This is a genomic window from Bradyrhizobium sp. UFLA05-153, from assembly GCF_054185185.1.
Genome location: NZ_JBBIAM010000004.1, coordinates 152,011 through 169,107 on the forward strand (window position 1 = coordinate 152,011; position 17,097 = coordinate 169,107).

Sequence of the window (17,097 nt, forward strand, 5' to 3'; positions counted from 1 at the left end):
TTAGCCGACGCCGCTCAATCTGGGGCTTTGCGCCGTCTTCGGGAGCACCGGCTGCACCGCGTTCTTCGGGGAATTCTTTGGCGCTCGTCTGACCGCATTCAGAGCAAAATCGCGCGCCCGCAGCGTTTTGGTGTCCGCATGAACCGCATTGCCATGAAAGGGGCATACCGCAGTCACGGCAGAACTTTGAGCCAGTAGCAACACGCAATCCACAGCGGGAGCAGAGCATATCCACCTGCTAATCCGGACCGTGCTGTGCCCAGTTTGGTCCTAGCCGAAAGTCTAGAGTCCTGCTGACCTGCTGTCACGTGCCAGTAAGGGCGCGGGGTGCAAATCATTGCGCCTCGGCAACACCGCATCCAAAGTGGTGGGACTGGCCTGACAATGGCCTCAGACCGGCGAGCCACGCAGGTCAGGATGCTCCGTGCTCAGCATGTCCGCTTTCGCTCGAGGCCAAAGCCGTCTGACCGGCAATCTCGTCACTCCGCCAGCACCGGACCGAGTGTCCGTCGGGACGCGTTTCAAGTGACGGACCGGGCTCACGGCGACACACGGCTTCGGCGTGACGACAGCGCGGGCTGAAGGCGCATCCGTTCGGCGGATTGAGCGGATTGGGAAGGTCGCCGCCTGTCGTAGCTAACGGTGCGTGACGGAGCGGATCGGGAATGGCGGAGATCAGGGCTTGCGTATAGGGGTGCGCCGGCCGTTCGAAGATTTCGCGCCAATCGCCGTTCTCCACGATGCGGCCGAGATACATGACGGCGACTCTGTCGCTCATGTGTTCGACGACGCCGAGATCGTGGCTGATCATGATGTATGAGAGGCCGAGAGTTTCCTTCAATTCCAGCAGCAGATTGATGATCTGGGCGCGGATCGAGACGTCGAGCGCCGAGACGGGTTCGTCGCAGATGACGATCCTGGGATTGAGGATCAGCGCGCGCGCAATGCCGATACGCTGGCGCTGGCCACCCGAGAATTCATGCGGGTAGCGGTCGGCCTGTTCGGGCCGCAGGCCCACATGCCGGAGCATCGTCGCAACACGGTCCTCGATCTCGCTTGCGGCGGTCACCCCATGCACGCGCAGGGGATCTTCGAGCGTGCGACGAACGGTCTGGCGTGGATTGAGAGAAGCGTAGGGATCCTGAAAAACCATTTGCACGATGCGGGCGAGCGCCTTGCGATCGCCGGATTGCCGGCCCGTCACGACCTGTCCGTCCACCACGATGCGGCCGCGCGTCGGCCTCAGCAGACCAAGGATCGAAAGCGCGACCGTCGACTTGCCCGAGCCGGACTCGCCGACGAGGCCGAGGCATTCGCCTCGCCTCAAGCTGAGATCGACGCCGTCGACGGCACGGAGCAGCCGCCGGCCGCGGCCCAGCAAGCCTCCCCCCACCGGAAAATGGACCGCGAGATCCTCGACGCTGAGAACGATATCGTCGTTCGGCCTGCCCCGCGGCTCATGCATGGTGATGACACCTGACGAAACCACCCGCCTCCAGCAATGTCGCCTCCGGCGCGACTGTCCGGCAAATATCGGTCGCATGCGCGCATCGCGGATTGAAACGGCACCCGGCCGGGAAATTCGTGATGGCCGGAACGACGCCCGCGATCTCCTTGAGCCTGTTACGGCCAAGCGCCGCGCGGCTGCCCAGCCGCGGCAGCGAGTCGACCAGGCCCTGCGTATAGGGGTGCGAGGACGCCCGGAAGATATCGGCCGAGCCGCGCTCCTCGACAATGCGGCCGGCATACATGACGGCAACGCGGCGACAGACGTTGGCGACCAGGCCGAGATCGTGGCTGATCATCAGAATAGCCGTTCCTCTCTCGGCGCACAGATTGCGCATAAGCTCGATGATTTCCGCTTGCACGGTCACGTCGAGCGCGGTGGTCGGCTCGTCGGCGATCAGAAGATCCGGACCGCATGCGAGGGCGATGGCGATCATCACGCGTTGCCGCATGCCGCCCGAAAGCTGGTGCGGGTAATCGTTCACGCGCCGCTCCGGCGCGGGGACGCGGACACTCGCCAGCGCTTCGACGGCTAGCTGGTTGGCCTCGCGCCAGCTCTTGCCCTTGTGGAGGACGAACATCTCGGCGATCTGCCGTCCCACCGGCGAGACCGGATTGAGCGCCGTCATCGGCTCCTGGAAGATCATGGCGATGCGATTGCCACGCAGATCCCGTTGGGCGGCGGCCGAAAGGTGCTGAATTTCTCGCCCGTCGAACCGGATGACGCCACCTCCGATCTGCAGCGGCTGCCGCAGCAGGCCGATCAGGGCCAGCGCCGTGATGCTCTTGCCGCAGCCGGATTCACCGACCAGGCCGAACGTCTCGCCGCGATCGATGCGGAAGGAGATGCTCTCCGCCGCCGCAACGCGCCGCGATCCATCGTCGAGATCGATGCGGAGGTCTTCGACCTCGATCAGCGGTGTGCCGGTCATGTCCGCCGGCTCCGCGATTGGGGATCGAGGATGTCGCGCAGGCCGTCGCCGAGCAGATTGAGCCCGAGCACCGTCAGGAAGATCGCGAGACCCGGAAAGACCGAGAGCCATGGCGCCGTCGTGATCTGGTCGCGGGCATCCGACAGCATGCTGCCCCAGCTCGGAAACGGCGGGCGGACGCCGAGGCCGAGGAACGACAAGGCGGCCTCAGAGAGGACCGCGCTGCCCATGCCAAGCGTACCAATGACGACGATCGGCCCGAGCATGTTCGGCAGGAGCTGCGTGATCATGATGCGCAGATCGCCGTAGCCGAGCACGGTGGCGGCCTGCACATAGCCCTGGCTTCTGAGCGACAGTGCTGAGGCGCGTGCGATCCGGCAGGTGAAGGACCAATTGGTCAGCCCGAGTGCGATCAAGAGACTGGTCAGGCCCGGTCCAAGCACCGCCATGATGGCGAGCGCGAAGATCAGCGAGGGGATCGCGAGCATGACATTGGTCAGTGCGTTGACGAAATCGTCCCACCAGCCGCCCCAATAGCCGGCGCTCAGACCCAGCGCTACGCCAATGACGCTGTTGATGAGCTGCGAGGCGATGCCGACCGTCAGCGAGACCCGCGCCCCGTAGACGACGCGGGAATAGATGTCGCGCCCCTGGTCGTCGGTGCCGAACCACCAGGTCCAGCTCGGCGGTTCCTCCGCATTCATCAGATTGGCGTCGAGGACGGGATCGGTGTGCGCGAGCCAGGGCGCCAGTACCCCGACCACGATCGCGAGCGCGAACAACGCGCCACCGATGATGAGATTGGCGCGGAGCTTCATGCGTATCTGATCCTGGGATCGATCACGCCGTAGAGCACGTCGACCAGCAAGTTGATCGCGAGAAAGGCCAGCACCACCACGAGAATGGAGCCCTGGACGGCCGGAATGTCTCGCTGCAAGACGCTGTCTACCAGCAGCGAGCCGATGCCCGGCCAGGAGAATAGTTTTTCGACGACGACCGCCTGCCCCATCAACCCGCCGAACTGGAGGCCGACAGTGGTGAGAATGATGACAAGCGCGTTGCGCATCACGTGCCACTTCACCACCCGGGTCTCGCTCATGCCTTTGGAGCGCGCGGTGCGGACGAAATCAGCCGTCATGATCTCGAGGACCGCAGCACGCGTCGTCCGGGCAAATAACGCCATAGGTGAGACGCCGAGTGTCACGGCCGGCAGCAGCAGATATTTCAGGCCGCCATCGCCATAGCCGAAACTCGGCAACCAGCCGAGCTTCAACGCAAACAGATACATCAGCACCAGTCCGAGCCAGAATTTGGCGATGGATAGCCCCGACACCGCCACGACCATTGCCGCGCTGTCGACGAGACCGCCCGGCCGCAATGCGGCGATGAAGCCGAGCGGCACGCCGACCACAACGGAAAAGGCCATGGCCGTGAAGATCAATTGCAGCGTCGGCCATGCTCGCTTGGCGATCATCGTCGTCACAGGCTCACGCGTCCGGAACGACGTGCCGAAGTCGCCGGTCGCGAGCTTGGCGATGTAGTTGCCAAAGCGCACATAGACGGGATCGTTCAGGCCGAGTTGCTGCTTCAGGCGCAGCTCGACCTGGGGATCGACGTCGTCGCTCATGGTCGAGGCGATGCTGCCGGGAACAACGCTGAACAGCACGAAGACCAGCAGCACGACAGCGAGCACCGTCGGAATGGTTTGCAGGAGGCGACGGATCAGGAAGGAGAGCATCGGCACTTTCTTCCCTCCCTCCATCGCTCATCGCGACGGAGGGAGCACGAGAACGCGTGTCACTTCGCGGGCGAGGTCTCGTCGACCCAGACGTCCTCGACGTTCTGGTGGGTCAGCTCTGTCGCGTTCAGCTGAATTCCGTGGAGCCAGGGCTGCACGGCCATAACAGCCTTGTTGTAGTTGAAGAACCAGACCGGTGCCTCGTCATAGAGCAGCGCATTGGCCTTTTGCAGCAGCTGGGTGCGCTTGGCGGTGTCGTCGGCCTGCCCGGCCTCGTCGAGGATCTTGTCGAAGTCGGCGTTTTTGAAGTTCATGTAGTTGCAGGCCGATTGCGGCGTCGACGAATGGAAGCATTTCAGCGCGGCCTGGGGATCCGGGCCGGTCTGCTGGGAATAGATGAAGGCCTGGTAGTCGCCGGAGCGAACCACCTCCGCCAGCACCGCGGCCTCGACCTGCTTGACCTTGGCCTTGATGCCGACCTTGTCCAGCATCGGGATCACGGCCGCGACGATCGGCAGGCCCCAGCTTTCATTCTGGCTGGTGGTCCATTCGAATTCGAAGCCCTGGGGATAGCCTGCCTCGGCGAGCAGCTGCTTGGCCTTGGCGGGATCGTAAGCGTACGGTTTCATCTTCTTGTCGTAGGCCGGCGAAGTCAGCGGCAGCCAGCTTGTAGCGCGATAGGCCTTGCCCTTGACCAGCTTGTTGATGATCAGGTCGGTATCGATCGCGTAGTTGATCGCCTGCCGGACACGCTTGTCGGCGAACGGCTTGAATGCCGGATTCATCCCCATGTAACGGGTAAAGACCTCGGCGATCTCGGCGATGGTGCCCTTGAGGTTGGGATCGGCCTGATAGGCGACATATTGCGCGGGCCCGAGCACGGAGGTGTCGATCTCCTTGTTGCGGAAGGCGACGTCGCGCGCAGCCGCCTCGGCCATGATCGACACGACGACCTTGTCGGCATAGGGCTTGCCCGGCTTGTAGAACTTATCCCACCGCTCCATGACGATGCGCGATCCCGGCACGTGCTCGACGAACTTGAATGGCCCAAGGCCGATCGGATGCTGGATGAAGCTGTCCTTGGCGGCCTCGTCGGCGGGATAGATCGACGTCAGTGCGGTGAAGAAATAGAAGCCGGGATCGACCTTCTCGGTCAGCTTCATCTCGACGGTGAAGTCGTCGATCTTCTTCAGACCGGAGATCTCCTTGGCCTGCCCCTTCTCCAGCGCGGCCGCGCCCTCGATGATGCGGACATAGCGCGCGCCGGGATAGGCCTTGGCGCCGTCCATGATGCGATTGAAGGACCAGATGACATCGTCGGCCGTCATCTTGCGGCCGTTATGGAAATAGGCGTCGTCGCGGAGCTTGAAGGTCTGAACGAGACCGCCGCCCGAGACGATGACCTCCTTCGCAAGTTCAGGAACCGGCTTTCCTTCCGCGGAGTCCCAGATGTAGAGCGAGCGATGCAGGGCCTTGGCGTAGATTTCGTCCTGGGCGCGCTGGGTGGTGTGGATGTCGAGGCTGGTGAAACTCGAACCGTAGGGCGCGGTCATGCGGATGGTTCCGCCCTTGCGCGGTGTCTGGGCCTCCGCCGTGGCGGCGAGCGCCAGCCCTAAACCCGCGACGATTGCCATTATCCTGAACATCATATTCCCCTCCGACACTGCAGGCCTATTCCGAGTTGACCATTCGCGGCACGCCAAACGCAAGCTCCTCTTTTCGTCTTGATCGAGACCAAACCTTGCGCAGTCGCGGCACGCGCTCCGTCCTGAATTCCTGAAGCCGGAGCTCGGGAGACAAATGACAGTCGCCAGGAGCGACGCCGGTTCCGAACGACGGCCCGGGCCGGGCGCGAACTCAAAATCAGCTGAAAAAACAACGCTATACGAGCAGTGAACGTCTTCCGAGATCGATGCGACCAAGCTCAGGACGAGGGCCATTAGCCCAGGGATCTCGTAGAGATGGAAATCCGGAGATGAAAAGCCGAACGCTGGGCATTTTGCTCGTCGGCAGCTTGGTCGCGGCGACGGCTGTGCTGGCAATCCCAGTCACGCCAAGCCCTGCCGGGGCGAGTCCGACGGGCGAAATCCACACGGGCTGGACCCGCACATCGGGGTCGGACGACCACGGCGACGTGACGTGGTGGGCGGTCAAGGGCCGTTGCACCCCGGAATACGTCGCCCAGCGCCTGCTCTGCGCCGCCATTTCAGTCCTGACAGAGGCCACCAGCCGGGGGTTCGAGGCCAAGGTTTCCGCAGACACCGGTCTGCCGCTGCCCGAGGGCTGGGTCCTCACGACGGCGAAGAATTCGCCGCAGATCAATTCGGTCTACGCCGAGACGCCGCGCGATCTCGCAGCCGTGCTCGACTTCTACCGCGACGCACTCGGCAAGCGTGGCTGGGCCGAGAATGACGGAGCGGTCGTCGCACCTGATAGGGCGGTGATCACCTTCACGACGGCCGCACGACCGGTCCTGCTCCGGCTCTCCCGTCAGAATGACAAGACAGTCGCAGAGCTGTCGAGGCGCAAATTCGCCCCGGCGACTGCCGGCCTTCTGCCGAAGCCGGGGCAAGTGAGGCTGCTGCTCGGCAACAAAACGGATGAAGCGGCAGTCATCACCGTTGCCGAGCAGGCGATCAGGCTTGCGGCGCACGCCGGCGAGAAATTGACTGACTCCGACGCCGCTGCAGGCGAATTGCCGGACGGCCAAAGGATCGACCTGCCGCCCGGCAAGTACGAGGTCACCCTCAAGGTCGTGGGCAAGGTCCAGAGCCGGGAGTTCGAGGTCGCGGCCAGTGAGACCTGGGGTCTGCTGGTCGGCACGGACGGCGCCCTGCTGCCGATGCGCCTGTATTAGCGTTCCGCAACAGCCCCTCCCGTCATTGCGAGCGGAGCGTGCGCCTCGCGCGACGTCTTTAGCCTGACAATTCCGCCTGCCAATCGCGCAGCTTTCGCGCAGCGCCGGTAACGTCCGCGATAGCAGGAAACGCTGCCGTCTCCACCATCATTCCGCGCGCGAGACGGACGGCGCGGGCTTCGCTGATCGCACGCCGCTTCGGATCCTCGATCAGCTCGAAATCGATGTTGTGGGCAAGACCGAAGATGCGGCGAATGGTTTTTGCGGCGGCGAAGCCGACGGTGTCGGCGAACAGGCGCTGCATGTAGGTTTGCCGCTCGGCCTCCAGCCGCGCGGCGCCCTGCTCGCCAGCGAACAGCGAGACGGGATAGGCATCGCCCGTGGCGCCGGCGCGCCAGAGGTCGAGGAATTTGCGGGCGAACCCGTTCCAGACGCTTTCGACCGTCTCCAGCACCCAGGCCTCGAAGGCGGCGCGCTCGCCAGGCGCGCGCTCGTGGCCGGCGGAGGCAAAATAGGCCATCAGGAGATTGGCCAGCACGGCGCCGACGTCGAACCCCATCGGGCCGTAGAACGCGAATTCGGGATCGATCACCCGCGTCTCGCTCCCCGTCACCATGATCGAACCGGTGTGGAGATCGCCATGGATCAGCGCCTCCGGGCTCGCCATGAATTTCAGCTTCAGCCGGGAGATCGCGACATGCAGCTCCATGTCATCGCGCAAGGCCGCGGCCGTCGCGTCGAGGTAGGGCGCGGTCCATCGGTTCTGCTCGGCCACGCGATAGGGATCAGTGAAGATGAGGTCTTCGGTGATCTTGCAGAGCGCGTGATTGCCGGCAAAGGCCGCGATGCCCTCCTTCTTCTCCGCGGCGGTAAGCGCGAGATCGGAGGTGAAGAACAATGTTTGCGCCATGAAGGTGGTGACGTCATCGACGAAGCGCGGATATTGCGTGCCGGCGATCAGCCCTTTGCGCATGATGATGTGCGGCTCGAGCAGCTCCATCACCGTGAGCGCAAGCGCGTCATTGTGATGCAGCACCGACGGCACGAGGCCAGGCGCAAGCTCGGCCTGTCGCGTCAACGCCAGGTATTCGTAATGCGCGCGGGACAGCGGCAGCGGCCAGCTTTCCCCGACCAGGCGGACATAGGGCAGCGCCTGCTTCACGGCAACGCCACCGCGCGCTCCCTTCACGATGAAGACGAGATTGAGATTGCCGTCGCCGACTTCCGTGATCGACCAGTCGCCCGGTGCGCCACCCAGCACCGTCACCAGCTTCGGACGGCCCGCGAGATAGTCCCGCAGATCCACCTCATGCAGAATCCGATAGCTCTCCGCCTGCCCCTGCGTCATGACGATTCCTGCCCATGATTTTGGCCGGATCGTCAGTCGCGCTCCAGGAAGCTCGAACCGATATCGGCCTTTCTTTTGATCGGATCGTAATCGCAATAGACGCCGTCCGCTACCAGCGTGTAGCTCGCAACGACCGTATATTTGTCGAGCTTGATCGAATGCAGTCCGGCGATCGCGGTGCTCTTGCCGCCGTTCCATTTGAACGGCGTCGAGCTCTGCGCCTGCTCACAAGCCATCACCGCCTCGTTGAAGACGTAGCCCTCGACGAAGGCCTTCATGGTGCGGACCTGCACGGCCATCTTCCATTCGAAATAACCTATCGCGGCAAGCCCTGCGACGATCAATATCAAGAGCGCAATGACGATCCGTTGAAATGTCATTTCTTCCCCCAAAGCGTCGTCTCGAAAACTCTAGAACGGCATTCCCATCAATTTCGACAAGCGTTCGATCGAGAGATAGCCGGCATGATAGGCGGCCATGCCGATCGCAAAGACGACCGCCGAGATCAGCGTGGTCCAGATCAGCTTGCGGCGCATCCCGGTCAGGATCGGCGCGCCGGGATCGGTGCCGGGGGCGCCGACGCCGTCCTCGTGTTGGCTGCGCACGCCGAACGGCAGGGTCACGAACAGCGTGACCCACCAGAGCACGAAGTAGATCGCGAGCGCGGTGGAGATCTGGTAGGCCATCGCCCTGCCCTACGCCTGTTCGATCTCGACCAGCGCGCCGGAAAAGTCCTTCGGATGCAGGAACAGCACCGGCTTGCCATGCGCGCCGATCTTCGGCACGCCGTCGCCGAGCACCCGCGCGCCCTCCTTCACCAACACGTCGCGCGAGGTGATGATGTCGGCGACCTCGTAGCAGATATGATGGATGCCGCCGTCGGCATTGCGCTCAAGGAACTTTGCGATCGGCGACGCTTCGCCCAGCGGCTCGATGAATTCGATCTTGGTGTTGGGGAGCGTCACGAATACGGTGGTCACGCCGTGCTCGGGCAGAGCCACGGCCTCGGAAATCTGCGCGCCGAACGCCGCGCCATAGATCTTTGCCGCCTTGGCGGCGTCCTTGGTCGCGATCGCGACATGGTTGAGCCGGCCCAGCATGGTTCTCTCCCTTAGAGCATGATCCGGACCCGAAGGGCCGCGTTAGCGCAAAGTGTGACGCGGTTTTGCGAAGGGATCTGCTCAAAAAATTCAGACTGTCAGTACATGTACCAGACAGGGGGGCTTTTTGCCCCAATGTTCATTGATCACGGCCCGGACCGCCCGTCGCACCGACTCGCCCAATGCGTCCGGGTCGCGGCGGCGCGGCTTTGGCAGGCCTTCGATCGTCGAGACCACGGCGTCGAAGACCAGGTCGTCGAACAGCTCGCCCGCCTTGTTCTTCTCGGGGATGCCGACGAGATCGACCTCGGGTTCGTCGGCAAGCTCGCCCTGCGCGGTCATGGCGATGGCGACGAAAGCACAACCGGAGAAAGCCATCCGCCGCCGCTCGACCACCGCGCGCGACTTGGAATCCTCCAGGATCGTACCGTCCTTGTAGAGGCGGCCCGAAGGCACCTCGCCGACGATGCCGGGGTCGCCCGGGCCGAGCTTGACCAGATCGCCGTTGCGGCAAACCAGCACCCGCGGCACGCCGGCGGCGCGCGCGAGCTTGGCGTGCTCGTGGAGATGCAGGGCCTCGCCATGGACGGGGATCAGGAGCTGCGGCCTGGTCCAGGCGATCATGTCGCGCAATTCGTCGCGGCGGGGATGGCCGGAGACGTGGACCAGGTGGTCGCGGTCGGTGATGACCTCGACGCCCTGGAGGACCAGATTATTGATGATCGAGCCGACCGCCTTCTCGTTGCCGGGAATGGTGCGCGAGGAGAAGATCACGCAGTCGCCACGGTTCAGCGTGATCTCGGGATGGTCATCATTGGCTATGCGCGCCAGAGCCGCGCGCGGCTCGCCCTGGCTGCCGGTGCACAGCGCCAGCACCTTGTTCTGCGGAAGATGGCCATAGACCTCGGGCGAGCGGAAGTTCTGGACGCCCTCGAGATAGCCGGTCTCGCGCGCGACCTGCACGACGCGGTCCATGGCGCGGCCGACCACGACGACCTCGCGGTCGGCGGCGCGAGCCGCCTCCGCCACCGCCTTGATGCGCGCGACGTTTGAAGCAAAGGTCGTCACCGCGACGCGGCCCTTGGCTTCCTTGACGAGCTCGATGATGGTCCTGGCGACTTCGGCTTCCGAGGGCGAGCGGCCCTCGCGCACCGCGTTGGTGGAATCGCCGATCAGGGCAAGCACGCCCTCCTCACCCAGCTGGCGCAGCCGCCGCTCGTCGGTGGGACGGCCGATGATCGGGGTCGGATCGATCTTCCAGTCGCCGGTGTGCAGCACCGTGCCGGCCTCGGTGTGGATCGCCAGCGCATGAGATTCCGGAATCGAATGCGCGACCGGGATGAACTCGACGTTGAACGGGCCGATGTCGACGCGACCGCCGGAGGGGATCACGGTGACCGGGATCCTTGGCGGATTGCGCTCGGCCGCGCATTTGGCCTCGAACAGCGCTGCGCTGAACTGCGTCGCGTAGATCGGACATTGCAGCTTCGGCCATAGATCGATGATCGCGCCGAAATGGTCCTCGTGGGCATGGGTCAGCACCAGACCCATCAGGTTCTTGCGTTCCTTCTCCAGGAAGCTGATGTCGGGCATGATCAGATCGATGCCCGGCAGGTGCTCCTCGTCGCCGAAGGAGACGCCGAGATCGATCGCGAGCCAGGCACGCTGGTGGCGGTTACCGAGGCCGTAGATCGACAGGTTCATACCGATCTCGCCGACGCCGCCGAGCGGGGCAAACACCAGTTCGTCGGGCCTTGCCATCATGCCGCTCCCATGGATGCGGCCGCGCCGAAGAACACCTCGCCGGCGGCCACCGGCACGCGCCGGCCGTCGGCGGTGCGGACGATCAGGCAGCCGGTCTCGTCGATGGTGTCGAAGATGCCCTCGAGCGTCGCTTTCCCGGTCTGGATCGCGACCTTCTCACCGAGGCCGGCGGCGCGCTCCAGCCAGAGGCGGCGGATCTCCGCAAAGCCGCGACCAGCGTCCCAGATGCCCCGGAATTCAACCCAGGCGTCCGACAGGGCGGTGAACAGCTCTTCCGCGCTGATATGGATCCCGAGGGCGGCCAGCGATACCGCAGGCGTCGGCATGCCTTCGGGGGCCGCGACGACGTTGGTGCCAATGCCGACCACGATGGCAAGGCGGTTGTCGATGGCCTCGGCTTCGAGGCCGATGCCGACGAGCTTCTTGCCGCCGGCAAGCACGTCGTTCGGCCATTTCAGGGTGTATCGGGGCCGGTCGGGACCCAGGCGAAGCGCGGCCTCGACGCTGACCCGCTCCAGCGCCGCCTCCTCCGCCAGCCCCGCCGCAAAGCCGAGCGTGGCGGCAACGGCCGGCGCGACGTCCATCACCTCGAGGATGCTACAGGCGAGATTGCCCCGCGGCGCGATCCAGGCGCGCTGGCGGCGGCCACGCCCCGCGGTCTGCTCTGAGGTCGCGAACCAGATCGGGCCGCGCTCGCCTTGGCGAGCGCGCTCAAGGGCTTCCGTATTGGTCGAGCCGATCTGGTCGAAGGCTGCGAGGCGGTAGCCCGCGTTGAGAGCGCGATGACCGAGCGCGAAGCCCATCCCTAGAACAGCGACTTTGCCGCTGCGCTGGCGACACTCACGACGGGTCCCGCAAACAGCGCAAACAGGATGGTGAACAGGCCTGCCACCGCCAGCACGGCCCTCACCTCGATGCGTACCGGATCGATCTGCCCGGCAGGCTCGTCGAAGTACATCGTCTTGACGATGGCGAGATAGTAGTAGGCGCCCACCACGCTCGTCAGCACGCCGATGACGGCGAGCGTGAACAGGTTGGCCTTGATCGCTGCGACAAACACGTACCACTTGGCGAAGAAGCCGGCGAGCGGCGGAACGCCCGCGAGTGAGAACAGCAGCATCGCAAAGAAGAAGGCGAGCAGCGGGTTGGTGCGCGAGAGGCCGGCGAAATCGCTGATCTGCTCGACCGCCTGGCCGTTGCGCTTCATGGCGAGAATGACGGCGAAGGAGCCGAGCGTCATCGCAATGTAAATCACGAGGTACATCAGCACACCCTGCGCGCCCTCGACCGTGCCCGAGGCAAGGCCGACCAGCGCAAAGCCCATATGGCCAATCGAAGAATAGGCCATCAGGCGCTTGATGTTGGTCTGGCCGATCGCGGCAAAGGAGCCAAGCGCCATCGAGGCGATCGCCACGAACACCAGGATCTGCTGCCATTGCGAGACGATGCCGGGGAACGCCGTCAGCGTCGCGCGCGTGAAGACGGCCATGGCCGCCACCTTCGGCGCCGACGCGAAGAAAGCGGTCACTGGCGTCGGCGCGCCCTCATAGACGTCGGGCGTCCACATGTGGAACGGCACCGCCGAGACTTTGAAGCACAGGCCGGCGAGCAGGAAGACGAGACCGAAGACCAGGCCGACGCTGGCGGTCGTCGCAGATGCCGCGATGCCGGTAAAGCTGACCGTGCCGGTGAAACCGTAGATCAGCGAGGCGCCGTAGAGCAGCATGCCGGACGACAGGGCGCCGAGCACGAAGTACTTCAGGCCGGCTTCGTTGGACTTTGCGTTGTCCCGGTTCGAGGCCGCCACGACGTAGAGCGCCAGCGACATCAGCTCGAGGCCGAGATAGAGCGAGATCAGGTCGCCGGCCGAGATCAGCACCATCATGCCGAGGGTGGAGAGCAGGACGAGGATCGAATATTCGAAGATGCGGCGCGACGGATCGGACAGGAACTCCGTCGACAGGATCAGCGTCACCGCCGAGCCGATCAGCGCCAGGATCTTCAGGAAGCGCGCGAAGTCGTCGACGATGAAGCTGCCGCCGAAGGTCACCTGCTTGCCCGCTGGCACCAGCAACACCAATATGCCGGTCACGATCAGGAGGAGGATCGCGAGCGTAGTGACCGCCTTCGTGGTCCCCTGCCCGCGATACGCACCCAGCATCAGAAGCGCCATGCTGCCGACCGCGAGCACAAGCTCGGGCACGACCGGCGCCAGTTGATAACCTGCAGTCTCAAAGCTCATGGCGATATCCTGACCTGCCCGCTCACTGGAGCAGAGCGGCGGCCTTCACGGCCGTCACCGCGGTGTTGTAATTGTTGACGAGTTGCTGGACCGAGGCGGCCGACATGTCGAGCACCGGCTTCGGATAGACGCCGAACAGGATCGTCAGCGCGATCAGTGGAAACAGCGTCAGGCACTCCCGGAAGGTGAGGTCCTTGATGGTCGTCAGCGACGGCTTCACCAGCGCCCCGAACACGACCTTGCGGTAGAGCCAGAGCGCATAGCATGCCGACAGGATCACGCCTGTCGTGGCGAAGAACGCGGTCGGGAGCGAGACCTTGAAGGTGCCGAGCAGCGTCATGAACTCGCCGACGAAACCGCTGGTGCCGGGCAGACCGACATTGGCCATGGTGAAGACCATGAAGGTCAGCGCGTAGAGCGGCATCCGGTTGACGAGGCCACCATAGGCCGCGATCTCGCGGGTATGCATGCGGTCGTAGACGATGCCGACGCAGAGGAACAGCGCGCCGGAGACGATGCCGTGCGAGATCATCTGGAACACGCCGCCTGCGACGCCCTGCATGGTGCCGGCGAAGATGCCCATGGTGACGAAGCCCATATGCGCGACCGAGGAGTACGCGATCAGCTTCTTCATGTCCTCCTGCATCATCGCCACCAGCGAGGTGTAGATGATGGCGATGGTCGAGAGCGTGAAGATCAGCGGCGCGAAGTCATGCGAGGCCAGCGGGAACATCGGCAGCGAGAAGCGCAGGAAGCCGTAGCCGCCCATCTTCAGGAGGATCGCGGCCAGGATCACCGAGCCCGCGGTCGGCGCCTCCACGTGCGCGTCCGGCAGCCAGGTGTGCACCGGCCACATCGGCATCTTCACCGCGAAGGAGGCGAAGAAGGCCAGCCACGCCCAGGTCTGCAAGCTGCGCGGCACCGCGGTATGCATCAGGGTCGGGATGTCGGTCGTGTTGCCGTTCCAGTACAGCGCCATGATGGCGAGCAGCATCAGCACTGAGCCGAGGAACGTGTAGAGGAAGAACTTGAACGAGGCATAGACCCGGCGCGGACCGCCCCAGACGCCGATGATCAGGAACATCGGGATCAGGCCGCCCTCGAAGAACAAGTAGAACAGCACGAGATCGAGCGCCGAGAAGGTGCCGATCATCAGCGTTTCCAGGATCAGGAACGCCATCATGTACTCGCGCACCCGGTTCTGGATCGCCTTCCAGCTCGCGATGATGCAGAGCGGCATCAGGGCGGTGGTCAGGATCACGAAGGGCAGCGAGATGCCGTCCACACCCATGTGATAGGTGATGCCGGCGGCGAGCCAATTGGCCTTCTCGACGAACTGGAAGTCGGCGATCGAGGGATCGAAGCGGGCGACCAGGAGCAGCGAGACCGCGAAGGTGATCAGCGTGGTCCACAGCGCGATCCAGCGCGAGTTGCGCTTGGCCGCTTCATCCTCGCCGCGGACGAGGTAGACGAGCAGCGCGCCGACCAGCGGCAGGAAGGTGGTGACGGAGAGGATGGGCCAGGTTGTCATTTACTGGCCTCCAAAGCCGAACATGAACCAGGTGATCAGGCCGGCGACACCGATCAGCATCGCGAATGCGTAGTGATAGAGATAGCCGGTCTGGATCTTCACGACATTGCGGGTGACGTCCAGGACGCGCGCGGAGACGCCGTCCGGGCCGAAGCCGTCGATGATGAAGCCATCGCCCTTCTTCCAGAGCTGGTAGCCGATCCACTTCGCCGGACGAACGAAGATGGTGTCGTAGAGCTCGTCGAAGTACCACTTGTTGAGCAGGAACTGGTACAGCATCGGCTGGGTGTTCGCGAGCTCGACCGGCAGATAGGTCCAGCGGATGTAGAACAGGTAGGACACCACGAAGCCGCCCACCATCATCACGAAGGGCAGCCATCCCAGCAGGGGCGGCATGTGCTCCATGTCCTCGAGGATATGCGGATTCATCTTCACGGATTCGCGGAAGAACTCTTCCACGCCGTGAGGTCCGGTGAATATCTCCTTGAACGGGAAGCCCGAAAGGATCGAGCCGGCTGCTAGGACACCGATCGGGACCAGCATCCACATCGGGCTCTCATGCGCCGCCTCGTAGTGCTTCTCGTCGTGCGGCTCGCCGAAGAAGGTCTTGAAGATCAGGCGCCAGGAATAAAAAGAGGTCAGGGCCGCGGCTGCGACCGTCAGGAGATAGGCATAGGTCGCGAACGGGTTGTGCGAGGCATAGGCGGCCTCGATGATCGCATCCTTCGAGAAGTAGCCCGCGAACAGCGGGAAGCCGGTCAGCGCCAGCGTGCCGACGGTCATCACCGCGAACGTATACGGGATCTTCCGCCACAAGCCGCCCATGTTGCGGATGTCCTGCTCGTGGTGCATCGCGTAGATCACCGAGCCGGAGCCCAAGAACAACAGCGCCTTGAAGAAGGCGTGGGTGAACAGGTGGAACATGCCGACCGAATAGGCCCCCGCGCCCATCGCCACGAACATGTAGCCGAGCTGCGAACAGGTCGAGTAAGCGACGATGCGCTTGATGTCGTTCTGAACGAGGCCGATGGTCGCGGCGAAGAACGCCGTCGTCGCGCCGAAGAACATCACGACGGCCTGCGCGTTCGGCGCCAGCTCGAACAGCGGCGACAGCCGCGCCACCATGAAGACGCCCGCCGTCACCATGGTCGCTGCGTGGATCAGCGCCGACACCGGGGTTGGGCCTTCCATCGCGTCCGGCAACCAGGTGTGCAGCAGGAACTGCGCCGACTTGCCCATCGCGCCCATGAACAGCAGCACGCAGGCAAACGTCAGGGCGTCGGCGTGCCAGCCGAAGAAGTTGATGGTCTTGCCGGTGAGGCCGGGCGCCGCATGGAAGATGGTCTCGAAATCGGTCGAGCCGACCAGCGCGAACACCGCAAAGATGCCGAGCGCAAAGCCGAAGTCGCCGACGCGGTTGACGACGAAGGCCTTGATCGCCGCCGCGTTTGCCGACGGCTTCTGGTACCAGAAGCCGATCAGCAGGTAGCTGGCGAGGCCCACGCCTTCCCAGCCAAAGAACAGCTGCACGAGGTTGTCGGCCGTCACCAGCATCAGCATGGCGAAGGTAAACAGCGAGAGATAGCCGAAGAAGCGCGGACGGTACGGATCCTCGTCCATGTAGCCGATGGAATAGAGGTGCACGAGCGAGGACACGGTGTTGACCACCACCAGCATGACGGCGGTGAGCGTGTCGACCCGCAGCGCCCAGTAGACCTGGAGGTCGCCGGAGAGAATCCAGGGCAGCAGCGGAATCCGCGCGTCGTGGTGCATGAAGCCGACGTCGACCAGCGTGAACCAGGACAGGGCCGCCGAGACGAACAGCAGCCCGGTCGTGATCAGCTCGGCCGCACGCGAGCCCTGAGCCGGCGGCTCGGAAACGTGGTGGTCGTCGTGGCCGTGATCGTCGTGGGCGTGGTCATCGTGGGCGGCCGCAGCATGGGCGTCGCCATGACCGTGATCGTCACCGTGATGCTCGACCGTATCGCCACTGGGGTTGCGGGCATGCGCGCCGAAAATGGCGATCAGGCCGGCGAGAATGGCGCCCAGCAGAGGCAGAAAGACAATTGCCTGGACCAT

Annotated in this window: 15 protein-coding genes and 1 pseudogene; 1 reads left to right on the forward strand and 15 read right to left on the reverse strand. The window is 64.1% G+C overall.

Features of this window, described 5'->3' with window-relative positions; translation table 11 throughout:
- Window positions 1-103: 103 nt before the first annotated feature.
- From Q2941_RS04420 to Q2941_RS04445, 6 genes and pseudogenes are all read right to left on the reverse strand, one after another.
- Window positions 104-229 (reverse strand): annotated as a pseudogene (locus Q2941_RS04420) (zinc-ribbon domain-containing protein); the annotation flags it as partial.
- Between the two features lie 183 nt (window positions 230-412).
- Complete coding sequence (locus Q2941_RS04425) at window positions 413-1,465, reverse strand: ABC transporter ATP-binding protein (RefSeq protein WP_035662732.1); 1,053 nt, start codon at window positions 1,463-1,465, stop codon at window positions 413-415.
- The gene (locus Q2941_RS04430) at window positions 1,458-2,438 is read right to left on the reverse strand and encodes an ABC transporter ATP-binding protein (protein WP_458191747.1); all 981 of its coding nucleotides are present in this window, start codon (window positions 2,436-2,438) and stop codon (window positions 1,458-1,460) included. The genes Q2941_RS04425 and Q2941_RS04430 overlap by 8 nt, the downstream gene beginning before the upstream one ends.
- Entirely contained in the window at window positions 2,435-3,256 is an 822-nt protein-coding gene (locus Q2941_RS04435; protein WP_027523817.1) for an ABC transporter permease, read from the reverse strand. The genes Q2941_RS04430 and Q2941_RS04435 overlap by 4 nt, the downstream gene beginning before the upstream one ends.
- Entirely contained in the window at window positions 3,253-4,176 is a 924-nt protein-coding gene (locus Q2941_RS04440) for an ABC transporter permease (protein WP_027523816.1), read from the reverse strand. Before Q2941_RS04440 ends, Q2941_RS04435 begins: the two co-directional genes overlap by 4 nt.
- A gap of 59 nt (window positions 4,177-4,235) precedes the next feature.
- The gene (locus Q2941_RS04445; RefSeq protein ID WP_458191748.1) at window positions 4,236-5,825 is read right to left on the reverse strand and encodes an ABC transporter substrate-binding protein; all 1,590 of its coding nucleotides are present in this window, start codon (window positions 5,823-5,825) and stop codon (window positions 4,236-4,238) included.
- Window positions 5,826-6,151: 326 nt separating this feature from the next.
- On the opposite strand from Q2941_RS04445, the gene Q2941_RS04450 reads away from it, so the two are divergent.
- The gene (locus Q2941_RS04450) at window positions 6,152-7,033 is read left to right on the forward strand and encodes a hypothetical protein (RefSeq protein ID WP_458191749.1); all 882 of its coding nucleotides are present in this window, start codon (window positions 6,152-6,154) and stop codon (window positions 7,031-7,033) included.
- Window positions 7,034-7,091: 58 nt separating this feature from the next.
- Here Q2941_RS04450 and mtnK read toward each other — a convergent pair whose 3' ends face one another.
- From mtnK to nuoL, 9 genes are all read right to left on the reverse strand, one after another.
- Complete coding sequence (gene mtnK / locus Q2941_RS04455; RefSeq protein ID WP_027523813.1) at window positions 7,092-8,381, reverse strand: S-methyl-5-thioribose kinase; 1,290 nt, start codon at window positions 8,379-8,381, stop codon at window positions 7,092-7,094.
- Window positions 8,382-8,413: 32 nt separating this feature from the next.
- Window positions 8,414-8,761 carry a hypothetical protein gene (locus tag Q2941_RS04460; RefSeq protein WP_254112172.1) on the reverse strand — a complete coding sequence of 116 codons (348 nt, stop codon included), beginning with the start codon at window positions 8,759-8,761 and terminating at the stop codon, window positions 8,414-8,416.
- Between the two features lie 30 nt (window positions 8,762-8,791).
- Window positions 8,792-9,067 (reverse strand): DUF1467 family protein, encoded by a 276-nt coding sequence (locus Q2941_RS04465; RefSeq protein WP_027523811.1) that lies wholly within the window; start codon window positions 9,065-9,067, stop codon window positions 8,792-8,794.
- Between the two features lie 9 nt (window positions 9,068-9,076).
- Entirely contained in the window at window positions 9,077-9,481 is a 405-nt protein-coding gene (mce, locus tag Q2941_RS04470; protein WP_027523810.1) for a methylmalonyl-CoA epimerase, read from the reverse strand.
- Window positions 9,482-9,571: 90 nt separating this feature from the next.
- Complete coding sequence (locus tag Q2941_RS04475) at window positions 9,572-11,242, reverse strand: ribonuclease J (RefSeq protein ID WP_254112171.1); 1,671 nt, start codon at window positions 11,240-11,242, stop codon at window positions 9,572-9,574.
- On the reverse strand, window positions 11,242-12,048 hold the full coding sequence (locus Q2941_RS04480) for a biotin--[acetyl-CoA-carboxylase] ligase (RefSeq protein ID WP_458191750.1): 807 nt from the start codon (window positions 12,046-12,048) through the stop codon (window positions 11,242-11,244). The genes Q2941_RS04475 and Q2941_RS04480 overlap by 1 nt, the downstream gene beginning before the upstream one ends.
- Before the next feature lie 2 nt (window positions 12,049-12,050).
- Complete coding sequence (gene nuoN / locus Q2941_RS04485) at window positions 12,051-13,487, reverse strand: NADH-quinone oxidoreductase subunit NuoN (protein ID WP_027523807.1); 1,437 nt, start codon at window positions 13,485-13,487, stop codon at window positions 12,051-12,053.
- 22 nt (window positions 13,488-13,509) lie between these two features.
- Window positions 13,510-15,018 carry an NADH-quinone oxidoreductase subunit M gene (locus Q2941_RS04490; RefSeq protein ID WP_027523806.1) on the reverse strand — a complete coding sequence of 503 codons (1,509 nt, stop codon included), beginning with the start codon at window positions 15,016-15,018 and terminating at the stop codon, window positions 13,510-13,512.
- Window positions 15,019-17,097, reverse strand: coding sequence for an NADH-quinone oxidoreductase subunit L (gene nuoL / locus Q2941_RS04495; protein WP_458191751.1), 2,079 nt, complete (start codon window positions 17,095-17,097; stop codon window positions 15,019-15,021).

Excerpts from the sequence above, each read along its gene's own strand:
- Q2941_RS04425 (WP_035662732.1), bottom strand. The coding sequence starts at position 1,465 with ATGCATGAGCCGCGGGGCAGGCCGAACGACGATATCGTTCTCAGCGTC.
- Q2941_RS04430 (WP_458191747.1), bottom strand. The coding sequence starts at position 2,438 with ATGACCGGCACACCGCTGATCGAGGTCGAAGACCTCCGCATCGATCTC.
- Q2941_RS04435 (WP_027523817.1), bottom strand. The coding sequence starts at position 3,256 with ATGAAGCTCCGCGCCAATCTCATCATCGGTGGCGCGTTGTTCGCGCTC.
- Q2941_RS04440 (WP_027523816.1), bottom strand. The coding sequence starts at position 4,176 with ATGCTCTCCTTCCTGATCCGTCGCCTCCTGCAAACCATTCCGACGGTG.
- Q2941_RS04445 (WP_458191748.1), bottom strand. The coding sequence starts at position 5,825 with ATGATGTTCAGGATAATGGCAATCGTCGCGGGTTTAGGGCTGGCGCTC.
- Q2941_RS04450 (WP_458191749.1), top strand. The coding sequence starts at position 6,152 with ATGAAAAGCCGAACGCTGGGCATTTTGCTCGTCGGCAGCTTGGTCGCG.
- mtnK (WP_027523813.1), bottom strand. The coding sequence starts at position 8,381 with ATGACGCAGGGGCAGGCGGAGAGCTATCGGATTCTGCATGAGGTGGAT.
- Q2941_RS04460 (WP_254112172.1), bottom strand. The coding sequence starts at position 8,761 with ATGACATTTCAACGGATCGTCATTGCGCTCTTGATATTGATCGTCGCA.
- Q2941_RS04465 (WP_027523811.1), bottom strand. The coding sequence starts at position 9,067 with ATGGCCTACCAGATCTCCACCGCGCTCGCGATCTACTTCGTGCTCTGG.
- mce (WP_027523810.1), bottom strand. The coding sequence starts at position 9,481 with ATGCTGGGCCGGCTCAACCATGTCGCGATCGCGACCAAGGACGCCGCC.
- Q2941_RS04475 (WP_254112171.1), bottom strand. The coding sequence starts at position 11,242 with ATGGCAAGGCCCGACGAACTGGTGTTTGCCCCGCTCGGCGGCGTCGGC.
- Q2941_RS04480 (WP_458191750.1), bottom strand. The coding sequence starts at position 12,048 with ATGGGCTTCGCGCTCGGTCATCGCGCTCTCAACGCGGGCTACCGCCTC.
- nuoN (WP_027523807.1), bottom strand. The coding sequence starts at position 13,487 with ATGAGCTTTGAGACTGCAGGTTATCAACTGGCGCCGGTCGTGCCCGAG.
- Q2941_RS04490 (WP_027523806.1), bottom strand. The coding sequence starts at position 15,018 with ATGACAACCTGGCCCATCCTCTCCGTCACCACCTTCCTGCCGCTGGTC.
- nuoL (WP_458191751.1), bottom strand. The coding sequence starts at position 17,097 with ATGGTCCAGGCAATTGTCTTTCTGCCTCTGCTGGGCGCCATTCTCGCC.